Origin of the sequence: Acinetobacter sp. TAC-1 (assembly GCF_029025845.1) — a bacterium.
Classification (GTDB): domain Bacteria; phylum Pseudomonadota; class Gammaproteobacteria; order Pseudomonadales; family Moraxellaceae; genus Acinetobacter; species Acinetobacter guillouiae.
On the sequence record NZ_CP118892.1, the window covers coordinates 872521 to 892530 of the forward strand.

Consider the following 20010-nt stretch of genomic DNA (forward strand, 5'->3'; position numbering starts at 1 on the left):
TATCTTAGCTGATCATGTGATTAAATGTCTAAACAGACCTTATGCAAAAAGTTTCAAATGTTTTGCAATTTTCAGTTTGTCACTATCTAGAAAGAATTGGGCTTTTTCTTGAATGACTTCAAGGCTGGTTTTTGGATCTGAAACGGTATTGCCTTGTTGATCTAATACTAACCAGCCTAGTTGAGTTAGCACATCCCAAACATATTGTGCAAATTCTGTGGCAGAGTCTAAACCATCGATAAAGTGAGCGCGGTAGAAGAGTTGGGTAAACTGATCGGCTGGAATACCAATCCCTGTGAGTGGACAGGCCAATACTTGATAATTGGTATGATAGCTGGCTTGTTCAAGGAAATAACGATTTAATTTCTGAGCATGTTCAACCATATCTTGATTTGAAGCCGCCTGACAAGGTTGTGCCAAACCTAAGTGGCATAAAATCACCAAGGCATTGAGCAGCTTTGAATAGGTAATATCAGGAATGGCCTGTTCAAGCTCTGCAATCGTCTGTGGCTTATAGTCACATTGCTTAAAATAAGCACCGAGTGGTTGATAAATCTCTTGGATTAAATCGAATTCCCCTAAGTATCCTGAAATTGTTTTTGGCAATTTTTCTGGTGCTGTTAATAAGACAAAGGCTGTATTTCTCAAACGATGCTGAATTTCTAATGCAGTTAAGGTATTTTTCCCGCGGATATATAAATCTTTTCTAAATTGTGTATTGGCAAAATAATCACGGCATTGCTCTTTAAAAACAGGATGTTCAATGGTGTTTAAAAATTGCTGATGTTGTTCACTAAAATTAATGTTATCTAGATGTGAATTTAAATCTGTTGAACCCGCATAGGTCAGTTTAATTTCTTCTAAAATTCGCACCACTTGTTGAAAAGAAAAACACTGCCAATCTTGATTTAAGTATTCGTGGATCAAATAGTTTGGATTTTGTTTTTTTAAATCTTGCACTTTGTTGAGTGCATTTGGATTTCTCTGAGCAAAGAGGGGATTTTGCGCTAATAGCTCTTCACTAAAGTTAAGTGAATCATTTACTTTTTGTAGCGGGTTGGTACTGGTGCTATTAAATTTAAAATGACTGTGAAATAACTCGCGGACTGGCATATTGGCAGCCCAACCGGTCAGGCAGTTATAGCTGATATAGACAATCCCATTGGGACTTAAAAATTTTCGGATAAATTGCAAAATTATATGTTGGTTTTCGTGGCTAATCCAACTCCAGATTCCATGTAAACTAATCGAGTCAAACATCGGTAAGTCTTTGTTGAGTAACTCTTCAAAACTTGCATCATAGAAGTGATGCGGAACTTGATTTTGTTCAGCCAAGACATTGGCATGGGCAGCATGAGCAGGGTTAAAGTCTGTACCAAAAAATAAACCAAAACTGGATGCAGCATGAATATTTAGACTGACACCTTGACCAAAACCGAGTTCACAATGTTTGTGACGTTCATTGGTGGGTGGGCAATCAACCCCATTGAGTAATAAGCAAAACTTTTGGTAATTCGGGCTTAAGTCTCTATAGTAACCATAGGTGTAATTTACTTCTGTCTGGTAGCCATCGGTCCACGCTGTTGTCATGTTTTTTCCTATAATTTGTATTCGTTTAAAGTCATTGCTCTTGTTTATTTATAAATCAAAAATAAACAAACCGCCATGTAGGCGGTTTGTTTTTACACAAAATAAATCAATTATTCTAAGCCATCTAAATAGCGGTCAGCGTCAAGTGCAGCCATACAGCCTGAACCTGCAGATGTGATTGCTTGACGATAAACATCATCAGCAACATCACCCGCAGCAAATACACCCGCTACAGATGTCGCTGTGGCATTGCCCGCAGTACCACTACGTACTTGAATATAGCCATTACGTAGTTCAAGTTGATTTTCAAACATTGCCGTATTTGGTTTGTGACCAATCGCCACAAACATACCTGATACGTCAACGTCTTGAGTTGAATCATCTTGGGTAGACTTAATACGTACAGAGGTCACACCAGAATTGCTGTCACCTAAAACTTCATCAACTTGATGGTTCCAGATGATCGAAATTTTACCTTCTTTAACTTTTTCATTGAGATGGTCTTGAAGGATTTTTTCCGAACGTAATTTGTCACGACGGTGCACAAGGGTAACGTGTGAAGCGATATTAGAAAGATATAGTGCTTCTTCAACGGCAGTGTTACCACCACCCACAACCATCACTTTTTGGTTTTTATAGAAGAAACCATCACAAGTTGCGCAAGCACTTACACCTTGACCCATATAAGCCTGTTCAGACTCAAGCCCTAAATATTGTGCTGTTGCACCTGTTGCAATAATTAACGCATCACAGGTGTACTCGTCCATATCGCCTTTAAGCACGAAAGGGCGTACCTGAAGATCAACTTCATTGATATGATCGTATAAAATCTCAGTACCAAAACGTTCAGCATGCGCTTGCATACGATCCATTAACGCTGGACCTGTTAAACCTTCAGCATCGCCAGGCCAGTTCTCAACATCAGTCGTGGTGGTTAATTGACCGCCGAGTTGCATACCTGCAATTAAGGTTGGTTTTAAATTTGCACGCGCTGCGTAAACAGCAGCACTATAACCAGCAGGGCCAGAACCTAAAATAATTAACCGAGAGTGACGAGCGCTCATGAGTCATCCTTTTTTATGAAAAATATAGAAATTGTTTGAATTATACGTGAAACTTTATCAAAGTTGTGTGGCTTCAATGTCGATAATATTGATCATCTAAATCGAATTGAGCTATATAGAATAATCAAATAATATTGTTTGGCATTTTTATCGAAATAAAAGCTTAAATTTCTAACAATGCTTTACAACACAAGTAAATAATAGTGCATCTTTTTTTTAAGAACAGGTGCATAATATAAAAATTTCTTCTCTCAAGAAAGCTGATCAAGCTTCAGAAAAGAGTAATTTGAACAATTGGTTACAGGATAGTATATGACTGCGGTGTCAAATGTTTATGCACAGCGCTTTTTAACAACAATATTCTTGATTTCATTTGGGATATATCTGTTCCTTGCAACAGTCACATATACCCCATTTGATCCAGGCTGGATGCATATTTCGAGTGATACACAACAGGTTTCAAATGCCAGTGGTGTAGCGGGTGCTTGGATTGCTGATTTGTTGTTTGGTTTTTTAGGTTGGGCAAGTTTACTCATTCCTGTATTTATTTTTATAGAAGCAGTCCAAGTATGGTGGCCACGAAGTTTTGTGAGTCGTCCGTTTCGTTATGCTGCTCAATTTTTTATTTTGCTTGCAACCTCAAGCCTATTGTACTTGCTTTGGAATGTACCAGCAGACACATTAGCCAATGCTTCTGGCGGAATCATTGGTTATGAGCTCGGTGAAAGCCTATCTCAACTGATGAGTATTTATGGCGCAGTTGTATTTATCTTACTCTTGCTTGTTGTTCTATTTACCTTAGCATTTGGTATTCAATGGAATAGAACATGGGCAACATTGAAAGCCACGCCTGCTTATTTACAAGATTTGTTTTATAAAAATGTTCCTGAAAGTGAATCTGCTTTTGATTTGACATCTCCGCAGAAAAATAAAAACCACGCGCATACGCATAAGGCTGAACCAATAACAGCTCAAGCTGAATTTGTCGAAGCTGATGATCAGGCATCAGTAAAAGAGCATTTGGTTGTTAAAAATACGAAACACAATCAAACAGCTGAACGCTTATTTGATGACATGATTGAGCAAGAAAATAAAACTCAACATCATGTTCAATTTGATCAAGACGATATTGATGATTTGGAATTAGAGCGGACTTTAGAAAAAGCACATCGTCTAGAACAAGACAGTCAACGTACTGTTTCATCTGGTGAAGTATGGAAAGCCTTACATCAAGATCAAGACCATAATCGTGATATTGATGCCTTGATCAAAGCGTCAGAAGATCAAACTGAAGATAAATATGCAGATCATTTGCCACGTGTGCATCAACATGATGTTGATCATGTGCAGATCAATAAAAAATCTTCACTTGATTGGGATGATGACCAAGTGTTTGATGAATTGTTGTCAGTTGTACCAAATGGACAAACTGCCACAGATATCCATAGCCCATTTAATACTCCTACGGCGCAGACTCATATTGAAGCAGCTTATGTAAATACTGCTGTTCAGGGTGGGCAAAGCGTTGCGAGTGGTGTCGCAGTAGCGGCAACTTCAGGCGTGGCAATACAAAATTTAGCCAATGAATTAGATGAGCTTGCATCGCTTGCAGATGAAGAGCTTCCTGAAAGCCCAACTGCGTACCAACCAAATCAGCAATCTGTAGATGTTCGTACAACTAGTAATTATGCGCAATCTACGCCATTTACCCGTGCCAATATTCAAACCAATTTAAATGCATCAACCTTGGTCAGTGAAGAAGAAAAGTCTTTAATTGCTGCAGATAAAGATGCATTTAGAGATGCTTGGCAAGAAACTGCGGGTAAACCTCAAGACGAATTGCAAAGTGAGTTTGCAGAACTTGAAGATGATTTCGACTTAGATGCACCATTAACCGATGCATTTGGTCGTCCGATGTCACGTGCAATGCAAGTTGCAAATAAGCGTCGAGACTTACCAACATTGCCGGGTTATGAACTGTTAGATAAAGTCGATCCAAATAAAAAAGTCAACTTTACCGCAGAACAATTGTCACGTTTATCTGAACTGTTAGAAATTAAACTTCAAGAGTTTAACGTCAAAGCCAAAGTCATCGAAGCTCAACCTGGACCAGTGGTTACACGTTTTGAGTTAGATTTGGCACCTGGTGTAAAAGCCTCGAAAGTGACCAATATCTCCCGAGATTTGGCACGTTCTATGTCAATGGCATCTGTACGTGTGGTTGAAGTGATTCCCGGAAAACCTTATATCGGGATTGAAGTGCCGAATAGCAGTCGTGAAATGGTACGCCTGATTGAATTGTTAGAAACTCCCGTTTTTAAAGATCCAAATGGTTTGCTTTCAATGGCAATGGGTAAGGATATTTCTGGTAATCCTGTGATCACTGACTTAGGTAAAGCGCCGCATATGCTGGTTGCGGGGACAACAGGTTCAGGTAAATCAGTTGCTGTAAACTCAATGATCCTGTCGATGTTGTTGAAATATACTCCTGATCAATTGCGTTTGATTCTGATCGATCCAAAACAATTGGAATTAGCGAACTACAATGATATTCCTCATTTATTGACACCTGTTGTGACTGACATGAAAGATGCTGTCAGTGCATTGAATTGGTGTGTCAATGAAATGGAACGTCGTTATAAGCTGATGTCTTTTTTAAAGATCCGTAAATTAGCCGACTATAACCGTAAAGTGGAAGAAGCCATTGCAAATGGTGAGGATCTCATTGATCCGACGTGGAAACCAAGTGATTCTGCAACACAAGACAGAGCGCCACGTTTGCAACCATTGCCTTCGATTGTGATTGTTGCCGATGAATTTGCAGATATGATTATGCAAGTGGGTAAAAAAGCGGAAGAAATGATTACCCGTCTGGCACAAAAATCTCGTGCAGCAGGAATTCATTTACTGTTAGCAACGCAACGTCCATCGGTAGATGTCATTACTGGTTTGATTAAAGCCAATATTCCAACCCGTGTGGCATTACGTGTAAACAGTAAAATTGACTCGCGTACCATTCTGGATGGTGGTGGTGCAGAGGATCTCTTGGGCCATGGTGATATGTTATTCCTCGGTCCTGGTAAAATTGATCCTGAGCGTGTACATGGTGCATTTATTTCCGATGATGAAGTCAACCGTATTTGTGACGCATGGCGTGAACGCGGTGAACCGAATTATGTTGATGAAATTCTCACGCCGTTTGACGAAGAACCGACCACACGTGGTTTCGAAGATGGTGATGGTGATCCGAACCGTGATGCACTCTATGACCAATGTGTTTCATTTGTCTTAGAAACACGTAAGGTGTCGGTATCTTCACTGCAACGTAAGTTTAGCTTAGGTTATAACCGTGCTGCCCGTATTGTTGATCAAATGCAGGAGCAGGGTATTGTCAGTGAACAAGGACCGAATGGTAAGCGAGATATTTTGGTCTAATTTAAACAGCTTGCAATGAGCTTAGGCTCATTGCAATGATGTAGGATTGAGAAACAGAGCGAGTAAATACAAGCACCAAAAAATAGAAAATAACACGATAAGTATCATTTGAGCTTTACTAAATTTCTTTTGTTCAATGACCACAAATTGATTGGATTGTTGTTTGGCAAAATTGAGTGCCTTAAATGCCGGTATTAGAAAAATGAAATTCAATACGGTAATCAGATCATAAGGCTCAGGCAGTTTAGTCAGCACTGAAAAAAATATAAATCCTATAAACATCCAGCCTGATGAGAAATTTTCTGTATATCCTTGTTGCTTGGCATAGTTATTTATTTTTTTTAACAAGGGGTAAAGGAAAATAATATAAAGGACTGTCCGAAAAGCCGGCATGATGTCTAATTTGTCTTTTTGCATAAAGAAGCGCCATGCTTTAAACATCCACCAAATCAGATATAAACCCATCGTCAAAAAACATAAGAGCATAAATTTATTGATGCTGATGATCTTTTGCACTTCCATGGAATGATGTGGTGCTTGCTCAATGAGCGTGGTTGAATTTTTTTCTAAATTAAGCATGATTTATTTTTTAGTTAGGTTTTAGTTTTTGATTATAAAGATAAAATACTATTTTCTCCAATAATTAAAATCCGTCTTTTTAAAAGATCGTTAATTTTTATTTGTGATGTAGATTCATTGACGTTCAGCCTAAAGGATTTTATTGAAGTACAGATATCGATGGAAAAACATGAATTTTCACACTAATATAAATCTGTCTCGCTGAACGGAATCTAGTCCATGTTGATCGCATTATGTACGTTAATCTTTATTCATTTTTGTGCCCTGATTACGCCAGGCCCTGATTTCTTTCTGGTCTCGCAAACCGCAATTAGCCGTTCAAGAAAGCAATCTATTTTTGTGGTTTTGGGGATTACCGCAGGGGTGATGTTTTGGGCTTTTTTAGCTTTGGCGGGGTTGAATATCATTTTTGAAAAAATGGCATGGTTAAAGCAGGTGATGTTGGTTGTTGGTGGGATTTATCTGTGCTGGTTAGGCTACCAAATGCTTAGATCAGCTTTGAGTAAGAAAGAAAATGTATCACAGCATCATTTTGAGTTACCACAAAACAATCTACGTTTTTTTCTCAAAGGTTTCTTAACCAATTTATCAAACCCGAAAGCGGTGATTTATTTCGGTAGTGTATTTTCAGTGTTTTTAGCCAATCCACATTTAGATGGTGTGCATTCATTATTATTTATAATTGTTTCCGTGGAAACGCTGATCTGGTTTAGCTTTGTTGCCTTTGTATTTTCATTACCTAGCTTTAAAGCCGCTTACCAAAATGCCTCAAGATGGATTGATGGTATCTCAGGTGGGATCTTCACGCTCTTTGGTGCATATTTGATTGGTCATCGCTAAAAGCATGCTCCCAAATTTAAAAACCTGCTTGAAGCAGGTTTTTGTGCTCTTATTCGGAAATAATTTTTAAATTATTCCACGTCTTTGGTTAATTGATAAAGTTCAGCATTTGGACCCTCAATCTTTTCACCCGTTGCAAAACTACGTGCTTCTAAGATATTTTCGCCAACAAAGTATTTGCGGTTATCTGCATTTTTATCTAGACCGATAATCGATCCAGATTCATCAAAACTAAAATGACCTTGAGTTTTAAATTCTTTGCCTTCACCTTTAACCCCTTCATATTCTTCAGTCAGTTCATAAGTGTGATCTGATTTTAGGATGAGTTTGGTTTTGATTCCTGAGCAATCAGCACACGGAAGCAAACCTTTGTATTCACCAGCCCAATCCAAGCTATTTTGAGCATTATGTTCTGAATCAATCGTTGGGCTTGCTGCTTCATGCGATGCAGCAGCCTGTGTTTGTGCTGTCGCTTTGATATCCTCTGATGCATTATGAGTCGGTTTAGAACAAGCGCTTAATGACAGCGCTAAAATAGACATAACGAAGAGCGTTTTTTTCATAACATAACCCAAATGAATAAATAATTATATGTGAATGATTTTATCCAGAATATAAATTATCTCCCTGATATGAAATGTGAATTATGTAAGAAATTGCTGAGTAATGTAGTTCGATGTTAAAAAGTTAGGCTATTATAGGTGTTCTCTTAGTGTCCTATTTTAAGTATTCGAATCTATGTCTCATTTGGCTGAATATGTTGCTTGTATTTACAATGAAAAAAACGACAATCAAAAAAGCAATGATCAAATCAAAATTGAAAATGTCACTTTGCAATGCGAAAAAAATTATGAGCAAGATATAGAGATCACTCAGACCACCAAAATTTATACATTTTCAGATGGCACACAATTGAAACAAACCATAGAACAAGACAATCAGTTGTTTGAAGTGGAGTCTTGTCTAGAAAGCTGGATTGAATATCAGATCATCCAGCAGTCAAATACGAATATTCAGCCACAAAAAATTCATTTTGATAATCATTGTCGTGAATTACATTGGATTAACTATTTTAACCAAACGAAAAATTGATATATGCAAATTCATTGCAGAATTTAATCAAAACTGAATATTTACTGACAAGTTTTACAATGAATTAATTTTATACATTTATATATTAATTGCTGGTTTTCTATACAAAGTGGATTTTTATCTGATCTATTGGTTGTTACAATCCAGCGCGAATTCTTTATGTTTTGGTGTGCTGGGTGTTTGAAAAATTAGCTGAACAAAGTTTGGGCTGGATGGGATGGCAAATTGATAACCATTGGGATTTAAACATCGACCAATGTGTCATGATTGCAGCGCCGCATACCAGTAATTGGGATGCACTCTATGCACGTTTAGCGCTGAAAGCTTTGGGCGTCCATGTGCGTATTACCATTAAAGACAGCTATATGAAATTGCCTTTTGGACCTTTTGTGCGTGCTATGGGTGGAATCGGGATTGATCGCCGTCCCAAGCAGGATGGCGAGGAACGTCCAAGTATGGTTCAACTGATGAGTGAGCTGTTTAAGACACATCCTAAATTGGTGATGCTGGTGACGCCAGAGGGAACGCGTGCAAAGCAAGAACAGTGGAAAACAGGCTTTTATCATGTTGCTACCAGTGCTGGCGTACCTATTGCACTGGCGTATATGGATTATAAAAACAAGAAAACTGGGATTGGGAAAATTGTTTATCCAACTGGAAATTATGAACAGGACATGGCTGAAATCATGGAGTTTTATGCTCAGATCAATCCGAAACATCCAGATTTATTTAGTATAGATACCCGATTTATTCCAGAAGCTGAGTTTTGATTCGATAGCATCTTTGAAAACTCAAATACAATGGATTTAATTTTGATATGGGAAGGGTGATTTGGCACATTCCCATATTTTATTAGGGTTAAATATTTGCTTTTGTTCGGTTGATACAGCATCTACGTATTTAGATATTATTTTATTAATAACCTATTTTTTAGCTCAATTAAAATACTACTTTAATAATTCAAAAGATCTACATCGTTATTTAAGAATTACTTAATTTTTTAAAATGTCGTATATAAATAAATTGTTGAAATTGGCTTTAAGTTGAAAACAACTTAAAGCCATGGTGTAAATAATTCTAAAAGTTAAATTCAACATTTATTGGGCATAGACAGGGATAACAAGATGAATAATAGCGTCTATTACAATGCAAAATTTCATACTGTGAATCAACTACAACCTTGGGCAGAAGCCATGTGGGTAAAAGACGGTAAAATTTTAGCGATTGGCGATCAGGATGAAATTCTGAGTTTGGCAGCGGATGCTGAGAAATATGATTTAAAAGGGAAATTGGTGATGCCTGGCATCCATGATGCACACACGCATCTTTTGAAAGCGGCACTTCTTCGATTGGAATATTCTTGCCAATTAAATGATCCGCAAACCTTGCAAGAATTGGCACAGCAACTCAAAGCATATTGGGAAAAATATGCCTCCAAACGAACATGGATTTTTGCAGGGCTCTATAACCCATTGATTTTTACCGCTGAGCTACTGACACGAGAATGGTTGGATCAAGTCATTCCAAACATACCTATTGTGATTCATGATTTTTCATTTCATAACGTCATGGCGAACAGCCAAGCACTACATCTTGCAGGAATCACCCGTGATACACCGAGTACGACCCGCGCAAAAATTGAAAAAGATCCTATAACAGGTGAACCTACTGGAATTTTGCGTGAAGGTGGATGGGTAAAATTATATATGGTCGCACCCACAGAGACCGATGAGGAAAATAAGTTCGCGCTTAAAATGGCGGCAAGTATATGTAATCAATATGGTATTACTTCGGCTCAGGAAGCTTCAGCAACAAGATCATTCCTGACAGCAGCTAAATCTTTGGATGATGACGATGAGCTTACACTGGATTTGATTTGTCATATTCCTTGGAAAGCAGAAATTATGTCATTGAGTGATCGTGAAGAAGATGAAAGGGTAATCGCAGAACGAGCGCAATATGCGTCAAAACGTGTCATGGTGAATGGAATCAAAGTGATGCTAGATGGTACATCTATGGCACCCACCTTTAGCCATGTGCCCTTAGATCCGATTTCAGATGAACCTATTACTTACAATTTACTTCTCGATTCCAATGAACTCACTGAAAAAATTCGTGAATGGACCGAAGACGGCTTAATTGTTAAATCACATTGTACGGGTTATGGTTCTGTGCGAATTGGTTTAGACAATTATGAAAATGCCAACAATGTTGAACGTCAAACAGGGCAATTTCATGATATTGCACATGCCCATTATGTTTCTGCAAAAGATCGTAGCCGTTTTGCAGAATTAGACATTATTGCTGAAATGTCCCCCGCGATTTGGCATATCCCAGAATATCAGCAAGCGCTTGGCAAAGCCTATGATTTCCGAACTTTGTATGATGCTGGTGCAACCATGACGATTGGTACAGATTGGCTTTTGCCACCTACGCCAAATCTTTTTCCCGCACTGGCAGGTATTTTACAGCACGGAGATGAAAGTGTGCCTTTGGACGTGGCAGTCAGGATCATGACGTTGAACGGCGCAATTGCTGTTGGCCATAGTCATCGTACTGGGAGTTTAGAAGTGGGTAAGGAAGCAACCTTTATTGTTTTGGATCGCAATATTTTTGAATCAAGCCCTGAAGAAATTGCTGAGACTCAAGTCATCACCACAGTATTACAAGGTCAGCATGTGTTTCAGCGTGCTAACTAATCTACTGGGTTAAATTATCGTTTATGTGCGTAAGGGAAGACATATATGAGCGGAATAAAACGTATTCCTGTGACCTTACTGACAGGTTTTCTGGGGAGTGGTAAAACAACATTGCTGCATCGTCTGTTGGCCGATGATCGCATGGCGCACACGGCAGTGATTATTAATGAAATAGGTGAGGTTGGCTTAGATCATTTATTGATAGGCCGACTTGACGATGGCATTGTCTTGCTAAAAAGTGGTTGTGTCTGTTGTAGCATGAAAACAGAACTTTCAGAAACGCTTAAACTTCTTTACTGTCGTGCTGAGGCAGGAGAAATTCCTGTTTTTGACCGTGTTATTGTCGAAACAACAGGCATGGCTGACCCGATTCCCTTGCTTAAACTTTTGCTAGCAGATGAAAGTGTCGCGACTTTATTTAGTGTGCAAACTGTGATTGCTACGGTTGATACATTATTGTCCTTAAATGTCCCGCATCAGCGGACGGAAAGACTACGTCAAATCGCTGTTGCAGATAAAATCATTTTAACTAAAACAGATTTGTCGCATGCCTTTACAACATTTACCAAGCGCATCCGTACTCTGAATGCGAGTGCTGAAATTATTGATGGTGCGGATGTGGCGGCTGTTGCTTTGGTTATTTTTGATCGTGAAAAGTATCCAGTAACACGTAATTTACTTGGTACGCAGTGGTTTACACATCAGACAAATTCTCAAAATGCTTTCAATAACGCAGCGCACCATAATATTTTTACGCTGTGTTTATATGCTAACCAAGCTTTGTCTTGGGCGCGTGTGACCCATTTTCTTCAGAAGCTGGCACGACTTTATGGCGTGAACTTGCTCCGAATCAAAGGATTGATTCAGGTGGAAGAGTCATTACGACCAGTGATATTACACGGTGTTCAACATTATCTATTTCCCGAATCTTACCTAAATGCGTGGCCTGATGATGACCACAGATCGAGAATAGTGGTCATTTTTGAAGGGGAAATTCATCAACAGATCCAAGCATTATTTGATGCCATTGTGCTTGAGCCAATGACCACATAGCAGAACGCCTGCACCCATAATCCTCAGCATTTTCAATTGCGCAATTTAAGCGTAGGGGGATTTGCATCTTAAAAAAACAATTTGGTTGATCGTAATTTTTTAACGATTTCTCTATTAGGAGACACTCATGGAAGACAAATATGTTCACTCGATTGAACAACATACCATTCAGCAAATCCCATTAAATGCGCGATACGGTAAGGCTCGGGATCTATTCACACTTTGGTTTGGTGGAAATTTGATGCTATTGACGTTTGTGACAGGATCAGTTTCAGTCACCATTTTTCATCAATCTTTTGTCTCTGCTATTTTAAGTATTATTCTAGGGACGCTTATTGGTGGCATCTTTGCCGCACTCCATGCCGCTCAAGGACCGCATCTCGGTGTCCCTCAAATGATTCAAACCAAAGGGCAGTTTGGTGCATATGGCGCGCTTCCAATCCTTGGAATCGTGGTCATCATGTATGTCGGCTTTCTAGCTTCAAATGCGACGCTGGCTGGACAAGCCATGAATTTGCTTATTCCCTCATTCAGTCAATCATCTGGCATATTATTTACTTGTGTCGTTGCAGTGATCGGCACAATCGTTGGTTATCGATTAATTCATTTATTTACAAAAATAACCTTTGTGATCTCTGGTTTGGCTTTTTTGGCAGCATATGTGTGGGTGTTTTTTATTCAAGGTTTACCTTCAGACTTTTTCGCGCGTAATTCTTTTTCAGCTACAGGTTTTCTCGCTACGCTTTCGATTGCTGCACTGTGGCAGATTGCATATGCACCCTATGTCTCTGATGCTACTCGTCATCTGCCAAAAGAAACAGGCGCTAAGGCAGCGTTCTGGGCGACATATTGGGGATGTGGATTGGGTACCATCATTCCAATGTGTTTAGGGGTAACTATAGGATTGGTGACACCGGGTGGAGATGTTATCGCTGGGATGATCGCTTATGTACCTGAGATGGGGAGCGCGTTTATTTTGATTCTGGTCATTTCCATATCAGCGATCAATTCAATGAATTTATATTGTGGTGTACTGACTTTAATCTCTTTTATCCAGACATTTATCCCATCATTTATGCCATTGGCTAAGGGGCGAATTGCGATTTCATTTTTATTAATTGCTATAGCGCTGTGGATTGGAATCAAAGCATCTAGCAACTTTCTGCCCATATTTATTAATTTTATTTTCTTGCTCATCTACGTACTTATCCCTTGGACGGCTGTAAATTTGGTTGATTATTACTGGGTTCGTCATGGGGAATATGATGTCGATTCGTTTTTCCACCAAGATGGGGGAATTTATGGAAAATTTAACGTTATGGCCGTTTCTGCATATATTTTTGGTGTCATTGTTCAAGTGCCTTTTATTGCGACAGACTTGTATACAGGTCCTATTGCCAAGGCGCTTGATGGTGCAGATGTTTCGTGGGTTGTCGGTCTAATTTTAACCTCTATTTTTTATCTGATGGGGATCAAAATTTTTGGTATTAAAGACCATTCAGACAAGACTAAAAACTAAACTATGGCATGGCAATTGTGATGGGGCAGAAATCATATCACTTTGCCTATATTAGGTTTGCTACAGCCACTATTTTTACTGCTTCTAAGGCTGTTTGATCATCAGATAAAATCTGGAGATGAGATCGCTATATTTCACTAGGGGGTGTATTTAAAAATTCAGTAGCACAGGATGAGGGCCTAGGCAATTTTAAAAATGAACGCTGCTCATCATGATTTACGTTTATGATTTTAAAACACAATCATTTAAAACACGGTATTTTTAAGATCATAAACGTTTTGCAGTATTCAAAAATAATCGGCTTATTTAGCGTTGCTTGTTGTTGAGCGTTGTACACCGCCAAGGGATTCACAGGCTGTTTTATAAATATCATATTGCTGTTGAACCACTTCATCGAGAGGAATTTTAAATAATTCATCTCCAGATTTATAGCGATCGACGTACTCAGTGGCTTTTTCTTTACTCACCGCAAGTGAGCGTTCATGATAAGTATTAATTGAACTGTGGGCCAATTCTGCTGTTTCAATATTATTACATTGAAATTGGCTGAGCAGTTTTTCCGCAGTTTTAATTTCACTAGATGTGCCAAGTACACATCCTGTTAAGAGAATACTGGCACTTAACAAAAATGAGTTTTTCATCACAGATATTTAAGAAAAATGAGTGGCGGAATTGTAGGATGAATCGGTTATTAAAAATAGAGCCGCTCGGATATTGTTTTCACTTTAGTAACCAATTGCTGAATAAATAGCCAGCGAAATTTATTCAACTTTCTCTTTCTTTGTTAAAGCAATGATGTCAGTAATAAGAAACAACCTGAGGCAAATAATAAACTCAGCACCAATTGTTTAAATTGTTTTTCTGATATTTTATAAAACATTTGCGCACCAATAAGCGCTGGAATACTCACTGTGAGAATGATCAGTGCAAAATAGGGGAGATGGACCTTGTGGATGGTTCCTTGGCAGAGATAAATAATAATCGTAAACAACTGAATCGCAAAATTAAAATGTCTTAAAATATAACGCTGTTGTTGTTTAGGCAGATTTTTAAGCATTACCCAAGCTGATGGTGCTGCGCCACAAAAACCACCAAGACCACCTAAAATACCGCCTATAAAACCAATGCTTCCATCTGCAAGTTTCCCCAATGCTTGAATACGAGGAAACACAGGGGCAAAGAACATGGTCGGACACCAAATCACTAAAAATAATCCAAGGATGGTCTTAAAGGTATTTCCATCAATGAGGTGTAAAAGATAGGTACCGAGAGGTACACCGATCAATCCTGCAATGATATAAGGAAGTACTAGGGAAAACGGGAGTTGATGTTTTTGTTCTTTTCCCAATGCAATGATATGGCTCCATAGAGAAGCAAATACCACCAATGGCGCTGCCAGCTGTGGCGGTAATACCCAAATCCAAAAAGACATCGCAATCAAGGCAAAGGCAAAACCAGTTAAACCTTGGACAAAGCCTGCAATCATGGCACCGAGAATAAAAATAAACCAAGTCATTTTTAAATTAAACAAAACTGAATAGGGTTAGAGCATAGCATTGAGATAGTCGATCTTGGTTGAATCAGCTGATTTTAAAAGAAATCGTGAGTTTCCATCATGACTTATTGAGATAAGTATATCTGTATCGTTAACATCTATACCATTAAAAACGATCAGGTGTATTAGATCATGAATAAAAATCCATGTAATAAAAAGCCTCTGATGACAGAGGCTGGTAATTAAGGGATTATGAGGTCAGTTCTATTAGTCATTGCTTGGTTTTAAGGATTGCGTTAAACCATTAATATCTCCGCCTTTAATGCCTAACTCATTCATTAAGCTATCAATCAGTGGGGCTTGAGAACGATAGCGCAGCGCACTATTGACCACTTGATCAGACAAAGCGATTTGATTTTGTTCACCAGATTCACTTGTTGTATTGGAACCTGCCATACCGCCTAAACCATTGACTTGAAGAATCTTGATATCATCAATATTTTCCATTGGTTTAACACTTTCACGAATGATTTCAGGCAAGTATTTCAATAAAGCTAAACGAATTTGCATCTCAACTTGTTCTGTTGAAAGCACGTTATTGGCTTCATTGACTGCACGCGTACCTTCAGCATCAACTTGATATTGCTTTTCTTGTGCCGCAGCAAGCAACATTTTTGCATCTGCTTCACCTTTGGCTTTTAAACGTATTTTTTCAGCATCCGCTTGTGCTGCAATACGCACTGCTTCAGCATCATCTGCAGCTGCTTGTTTAGCGGCTTCTGCTGCTACTGTAATCGCAATCGCATCTGTTTCAGCGACTTGCTTTGCAGCCACCAATTCAACGGCTTTTAAACGCTCTGCACGCTGAGTTTCACGAACAGTTGTCACTTCTTCTTCCGCTTTTACCGCTTGTGCACGTGCTTGGTCAGCCAACGCTTTGGCTTCAGATTCAGCACGTGATTTTTCAGCAATCGCAATTGCACGATCTTGTTCGGCCAATTCAATGGTTTTCTTCTGTTCGACTTGGGCTTTTTGGATCAGCTGTGCTTTTTGAATATTTTCATTTTCAACATCACGTGCAGATGCAATACGCTTTAATTCGACTTCACGTTCAGCAGCAATTTGGGCTTCTTCTGCTTCGCGTTTTTTTGCGGCTTCTTGTGTTGCAATTTCTGCCGATTGCTCAGCTTTACGAATGGCGATTTCACGCTCTTGTTGAAGTTTTGCATATTCTTCTTCACGTAGAATTTGCAAGCGTGCTTGTTCTGTTTCTAAGTTTTTTGCTTTAATGGCTAAGTCATTGTCTTGTTCAATGTCATTGCGTTTTTTACGGCGGTCTTCAATGGTTTCAGTCAGTTTGGTTAAACCTTCTGCATCGAAAGCATTTTGAGGGTTAAAATATTCAAAACTGGTTTGGTCTAAACCTGTTAGTGAAACTGTTTCTAATTCTAAGCCATTTTTAAACAGATCTTCAGAAACCACTTGTTGAACTTTTTGAACAAAATCAACGCGCTTTTCATGTAACTCTTCCATTGCCATTTCAGCAGCAACAGCACGCAGTGAGTCTACAAATTTACCTTCCACCAAATCTTTGAGTTCTTGTGGAGACATGGTTTTTTTACCCAAGGTTTGGGCAGCTGTTGCAATAGATTCAGCAGTTGGTTTAACCCGTACATAAAATTCAGCCATCACATCTACACGCATACGATCACGAGTAATCAACGCTTGATCTGTGGCACGTTTGACTTCAAGACGAAGGGTATTCATATTGACGGGAATCACTTCATGTAAAACTGGCAATACAATTGCACCGCCATTTAAAATGACTTTTTCACCGCCAAAACCAGTACGGACAAAAGAAACTTCTTTACTTGAGCGTTTATACAGGCGGGCGATAATAACCCCGATGACAATCAGTGCCACCAATATAATGCCTGCTAAAACAAGGATTTGATATAAGTTTGAATTCAACATTTTATTATACCCAGGTTTGTTATTGAAAAATTAAAGTGGCGTTGCTTGAAAGCCTAGTTTTGTTCTTTGTGTCAAAATCACACTTTGACCTTGTTGAAAGATTTCATCTAATTCTGGTTCAACCAAAATATAATGGGTCTGTCCAAATTGATCGATGACTTTGGCTTGTGCAGGGTAGTTTTGTTTTGCTTCACCTAAAATAATCTGAGCAGTACGCCCAATCAGTTCATCACGGTGAATCGCAGTGGTTTCATCTTTCGGTAAAATTTTTGCAACGAGTGCTGCACACACTCGGACAATTGGCATAGATAAAAAAAGACTGGCTGGCGCAATCAACCAAATAGAAAAATAATTTCCAGTGAAATTGAAAAATATACTTTGCACAATAAAACCAAATAGCGCATAAACAGTCAGAAAAATGATCAACCAAACCAAGACGGGGACACGACCAAGATAGAGCCAATCTAACAGTTGCACTAAAAGGTTGTGATCTGTATGGATGTCTAGATCCGCATGATGGGTTTCTAACAGTTGATCTGGAATAAACTGGTCTAAAAAACCTTGTGAGGTTGATCCAATAATAAGGAGTAAACACTCCACAATACCCAATAAAAACATCAGGCACAGACTGACACTAAACAGTAAGTTGGATGAGTGTGTAAATAATTCCCACATATTGTTCTACTCAAAATTATTGTTGCGCGTTTTTATAAATAAAATTTTTAATTTGAACTGAATAATTAAATGATCATCAGTTAATTCAATTAATAAATTAAGTTTATCGGTTTTGTCGTAGTATTGCAACAAAATATTTGATGATATTAATTAAAATCAATATCTTATAATTTAATATATTCTTTTATATTTTGAAAATTGCTTGAAAAGTAATGCTTGCATTTTAGCCAACTATTCCTTATAACTGATTGAGTTTACAGAGGGAACTGAAGACAAAAAAATACGCAATGATTGGGGTGATCACTGCGTAGAACAACGAATCTGCTTTCACAGTTCGGTTAAGGAGAAATGTTATGAACTTTGGGGATTGTTCATAACTTAAGTTTGATAGTAGAGGTTCCCCTCTGTAAATTCATTGGTATTCACGTAAACAAGTGTTAAATCTCGTAAACATGATTAAAATGTGAACAACATCAAATAAAAACAAGATGTTAATCAATGTTTTTAAACATATTATTTAAAATAAATAAATTTTGCGCTGTATTTCCTCGATTAATCTTTTGTATGCTTTTTCATGCAAATGTGACAGTTTTTATCAGCTATTTTAGTTAAATTTGCTATCGTTCAAAGCTTAAATTGCAGCTTTCAAAAGTGCTGATTAGTCTATGCTATTGAACTCAATTTGCTATATCGCATCATGTCTGAGTATGCTGATTGAGACGCAGAAATACGATTTTAAAAATCAATACGCTATAAACTGTGATTTAAGGCTAATTGTTTACTTTTTAAGGAATTTATATTGTTATCGTAACGATTATGCAAAAAACAAAACAACAGCATTTTTTGTGAATTTTAATTCAAAAATTATATTAAAGATTTCGTTCTCAATTTTAGTTCTGGTTTTGCTTGCAATCATGCCGTATTTTTTCATAATAGCCTTTCCTGTCTTGATTAGCTTTTTACCATGTCACCATTAGAAATATTCGCGGTTATTATCAGTATTATTGGTGTCACATTGACGATTAAGCGAAATATGTGGTGTTGGGTATTTAACTTCTTTGCCTTTGTTTTATATGCCTATTTATTCTTTGAATTTAAATTGTATGGTGAAACAATCTTACAAGTGTTCTTTATGGTGGTGAATTTTTATGGTTTTTATCACTGGCTAAAAGGCAAGCAGCAAGATCATGAGATTCGAATAGAGCCGATTGCCGTACAAACCGTGATTCTGCAAATGATCATCGCAGCTGCTGGAGGGGTAATATTTGGTTTATCGCTACACTATTTTACTGATGCTGCTTTGCCTATGTTAGATTCCCAACTGGCGGCATTTAGTTTATTGGCAACCTATTGGACCAGCCGTAAACATATTGCGACTTGGGTGCTTTGGGTCTTTGTTGATATCGTCTATGTAGGGATGTTTATGTATAAAGAATTATTCCTAACAGCTGCTTTATATGCAGCGTTTGTTGGACTGGCTGCATTTGGATGGTGGCAATGGGAACAGGTTAAAAAGAAACAATCGGCGAGCATGTATAAAGGAATTTAACATCATTATTTAAGGGGCTGCCATGATTATTGATTTTGTTCAAATACAAAAACAAAAGTTTGAAGAACTTGTTGAAAGAATCATGGCTCAACCTGAGCAATATCTCGACTTTGATTCAGTCTCTGATTTTTACAAAGCCCCATGGTTAGATCAGTTCCCACAGGGCACAATGTGGAGCACTTCTGGTTTGGATGATGGCGCAGAAGAATTTTGTATTCAGATCAAATATAGAGCGCTGATTTTTAATATAGAAATTCAATCAACGTCTATCGGTTTAAAATTTAACAGTAAAACTATCAGAGTTTATAAAAAAATATAAAGCCAAGTTTTTTGGTTAAGTCTTTGAAAAATATTTTATTTAAATCAAGCTTAAAACTGAATTCAAATGATTTTGGGGGGTGCTGACACATTGATGTGTGCACTGAATTTAAATGACCATATTGATG

The 20010-nt window shown here is 38.1% G+C and carries 17 protein-coding genes; 9 read left to right on the plus strand and 8 right to left on the minus strand.

Going from position 1 to position 20010, the window contains the following annotated elements:
* Positions 1 to 39 precede the first annotated feature (39 nt).
* Positions 40 to 1590 carry a class I SAM-dependent methyltransferase gene (locus tag PYV58_RS04150; protein WP_034614100.1) on the minus strand — a complete coding sequence of 517 codons (1551 nt, stop codon included), beginning with the start codon at positions 1588 to 1590 and terminating at the stop codon, positions 40 to 42.
* Between the two features lie 110 nt (positions 1591 to 1700).
* Positions 1701 to 2654 (minus strand): thioredoxin-disulfide reductase, encoded by a 954-nt coding sequence (gene trxB, locus PYV58_RS04155; RefSeq protein WP_004723647.1) that lies wholly within the window; start codon positions 2652 to 2654, stop codon positions 1701 to 1703.
* Positions 2655 to 2966: 312 nt separating this feature from the next.
* On the opposite strand from trxB, the gene PYV58_RS04160 reads away from it, so the two are divergent.
* Entirely contained in the window at positions 2967 to 6089 is a 3123-nt protein-coding gene (locus tag PYV58_RS04160) for a DNA translocase FtsK (RefSeq protein ID WP_034614098.1), read from the plus strand.
* Between the two features lie 27 nt (positions 6090 to 6116).
* On the opposite strand, the gene PYV58_RS04165 is transcribed toward PYV58_RS04160, so the two are convergent.
* Entirely contained in the window at positions 6117 to 6668 is a 552-nt protein-coding gene (locus PYV58_RS04165) for a hypothetical protein (protein ID WP_034614096.1), read from the minus strand.
* Between the two features lie 219 nt (positions 6669 to 6887).
* Here PYV58_RS04165 and rhtC point away from each other — a divergent pair, with 219 nt between their 5' ends.
* Positions 6888 to 7508, plus strand: coding sequence for a threonine export protein RhtC (rhtC, locus tag PYV58_RS04170; protein ID WP_034614094.1), 621 nt, complete (start codon positions 6888 to 6890; stop codon positions 7506 to 7508).
* Positions 7509 to 7579: 71 nt separating this feature from the next.
* Here rhtC and PYV58_RS04175 read toward each other — a convergent pair whose 3' ends face one another.
* Positions 7580 to 8071 carry a copper resistance protein NlpE gene (locus tag PYV58_RS04175; RefSeq protein ID WP_004817543.1) on the minus strand — a complete coding sequence of 164 codons (492 nt, stop codon included), beginning with the start codon at positions 8069 to 8071 and terminating at the stop codon, positions 7580 to 7582.
* A 175-nt stretch (positions 8072 to 8246) separates the two neighbouring features.
* On the opposite strand from PYV58_RS04175, the gene PYV58_RS04180 reads away from it, so the two are divergent.
* The 5 genes from PYV58_RS04180 (at position 8247) to PYV58_RS04200 (ending at position 13871) form a co-directional block, all read left to right on the plus strand.
* Positions 8247 to 8600: a hypothetical protein gene (locus tag PYV58_RS04180; protein WP_034614091.1), complete on the plus strand. Its 354-nt coding sequence runs from the start codon at positions 8247 to 8249 to the stop codon at positions 8598 to 8600.
* Positions 8601 to 8776: 176 nt separating this feature from the next.
* Positions 8777 to 9370: a 1-acyl-sn-glycerol-3-phosphate acyltransferase gene (locus PYV58_RS04185; protein WP_004817539.1), complete on the plus strand. Its 594-nt coding sequence runs from the start codon at positions 8777 to 8779 to the stop codon at positions 9368 to 9370.
* Between the two features lie 354 nt (positions 9371 to 9724).
* Entirely contained in the window at positions 9725 to 11299 is a 1575-nt protein-coding gene (locus tag PYV58_RS04190) for an amidohydrolase (protein WP_034614088.1), read from the plus strand.
* Between the two features lie 45 nt (positions 11300 to 11344).
* The gene (locus tag PYV58_RS04195) at positions 11345 to 12352 is read left to right on the plus strand and encodes a GTP-binding protein (RefSeq protein WP_034614086.1); all 1008 of its coding nucleotides are present in this window, start codon (positions 11345 to 11347) and stop codon (positions 12350 to 12352) included.
* Between the two features lie 127 nt (positions 12353 to 12479).
* Entirely contained in the window at positions 12480 to 13871 is a 1392-nt protein-coding gene (locus PYV58_RS04200) for a cytosine permease (protein ID WP_034614083.1), read from the plus strand.
* A 302-nt stretch (positions 13872 to 14173) separates the two neighbouring features.
* Here the strand turns inward: PYV58_RS04200 and PYV58_RS04205 are convergent, their stop codons facing one another.
* From PYV58_RS04205 to PYV58_RS04220, 4 genes are all read right to left on the minus strand, one after another.
* Complete coding sequence (locus PYV58_RS04205) at positions 14174 to 14512, minus strand: hypothetical protein (RefSeq protein WP_034614080.1); 339 nt, start codon at positions 14510 to 14512, stop codon at positions 14174 to 14176.
* Positions 14513 to 14655: 143 nt separating this feature from the next.
* On the minus strand, positions 14656 to 15387 hold the full coding sequence (locus PYV58_RS04210) for a sulfite exporter TauE/SafE family protein (protein WP_004817531.1): 732 nt from the start codon (positions 15385 to 15387) through the stop codon (positions 14656 to 14658).
* Between the two features lie 246 nt (positions 15388 to 15633).
* Positions 15634 to 17340, minus strand: coding sequence for a flotillin family protein (locus PYV58_RS04215; RefSeq protein WP_034614075.1), 1707 nt, complete (start codon positions 17338 to 17340; stop codon positions 15634 to 15636).
* Positions 17341 to 17370: 30 nt separating this feature from the next.
* A complete protein-coding gene (locus PYV58_RS04220; protein WP_275059711.1) occupies positions 17371 to 18015 on the minus strand; it encodes a YqiJ family protein in 645 nt (214 codons plus the stop codon).
* 964 nt (positions 18016 to 18979) lie between these two features.
* Between PYV58_RS04220 and pnuC the strand changes: the two genes are divergently transcribed.
* On the plus strand, positions 18980 to 19564 hold the full coding sequence (pnuC, locus tag PYV58_RS04225) for a nicotinamide riboside transporter PnuC (RefSeq protein ID WP_034614071.1): 585 nt from the start codon (positions 18980 to 18982) through the stop codon (positions 19562 to 19564).
* Positions 19565 to 19586: 22 nt separating this feature from the next.
* Positions 19587 to 19883: a hypothetical protein gene (locus PYV58_RS04230; RefSeq protein WP_034614068.1), complete on the plus strand. Its 297-nt coding sequence runs from the start codon at positions 19587 to 19589 to the stop codon at positions 19881 to 19883.
* The last annotated feature ends 127 nt before the right edge of the window (positions 19884 to 20010 follow it).

Bases quoted from the DNA above. Each gene is read 5' to 3' on its own strand.
- PYV58_RS04150 (WP_034614100.1), bottom strand. From the start codon at position 1,590: ATGACAACAGCGTGGACCGATGGCTACCAGACAGAAGTAAATTACACC.
- trxB (WP_004723647.1), bottom strand. From the start codon at position 2,654: ATGAGCGCTCGTCACTCTCGGTTAATTATTTTAGGTTCTGGCCCTGCT.
- PYV58_RS04160 (WP_034614098.1), top strand. From the start codon at position 2,967: ATGACTGCGGTGTCAAATGTTTATGCACAGCGCTTTTTAACAACAATA.
- PYV58_RS04165 (WP_034614096.1), bottom strand. From the start codon at position 6,668: ATGCTTAATTTAGAAAAAAATTCAACCACGCTCATTGAGCAAGCACCA.
- rhtC (WP_034614094.1), top strand. From the start codon at position 6,888: ATGTTGATCGCATTATGTACGTTAATCTTTATTCATTTTTGTGCCCTG.
- PYV58_RS04175 (WP_004817543.1), bottom strand. From the start codon at position 8,071: ATGAAAAAAACGCTCTTCGTTATGTCTATTTTAGCGCTGTCATTAAGC.
- PYV58_RS04180 (WP_034614091.1), top strand. From the start codon at position 8,247: ATGTCTCATTTGGCTGAATATGTTGCTTGTATTTACAATGAAAAAAAC.
- PYV58_RS04190 (WP_034614088.1), top strand. From the start codon at position 9,725: ATGAATAATAGCGTCTATTACAATGCAAAATTTCATACTGTGAATCAA.
- PYV58_RS04195 (WP_034614086.1), top strand. From the start codon at position 11,345: ATGAGCGGAATAAAACGTATTCCTGTGACCTTACTGACAGGTTTTCTG.
- PYV58_RS04200 (WP_034614083.1), top strand. From the start codon at position 12,480: ATGGAAGACAAATATGTTCACTCGATTGAACAACATACCATTCAGCAA.
- PYV58_RS04205 (WP_034614080.1), bottom strand. From the start codon at position 14,512: ATGAAAAACTCATTTTTGTTAAGTGCCAGTATTCTCTTAACAGGATGT.
- PYV58_RS04210 (WP_004817531.1), bottom strand. From the start codon at position 15,387: ATGACTTGGTTTATTTTTATTCTCGGTGCCATGATTGCAGGCTTTGTC.
- PYV58_RS04215 (WP_034614075.1), bottom strand. From the start codon at position 17,340: ATGTTGAATTCAAACTTATATCAAATCCTTGTTTTAGCAGGCATTATA.
- PYV58_RS04220 (WP_275059711.1), bottom strand. From the start codon at position 18,015: ATGTGGGAATTATTTACACACTCATCCAACTTACTGTTTAGTGTCAGT.
- pnuC (WP_034614071.1), top strand. From the start codon at position 18,980: ATGTCACCATTAGAAATATTCGCGGTTATTATCAGTATTATTGGTGTC.
- PYV58_RS04230 (WP_034614068.1), top strand. From the start codon at position 19,587: ATGATTATTGATTTTGTTCAAATACAAAAACAAAAGTTTGAAGAACTT.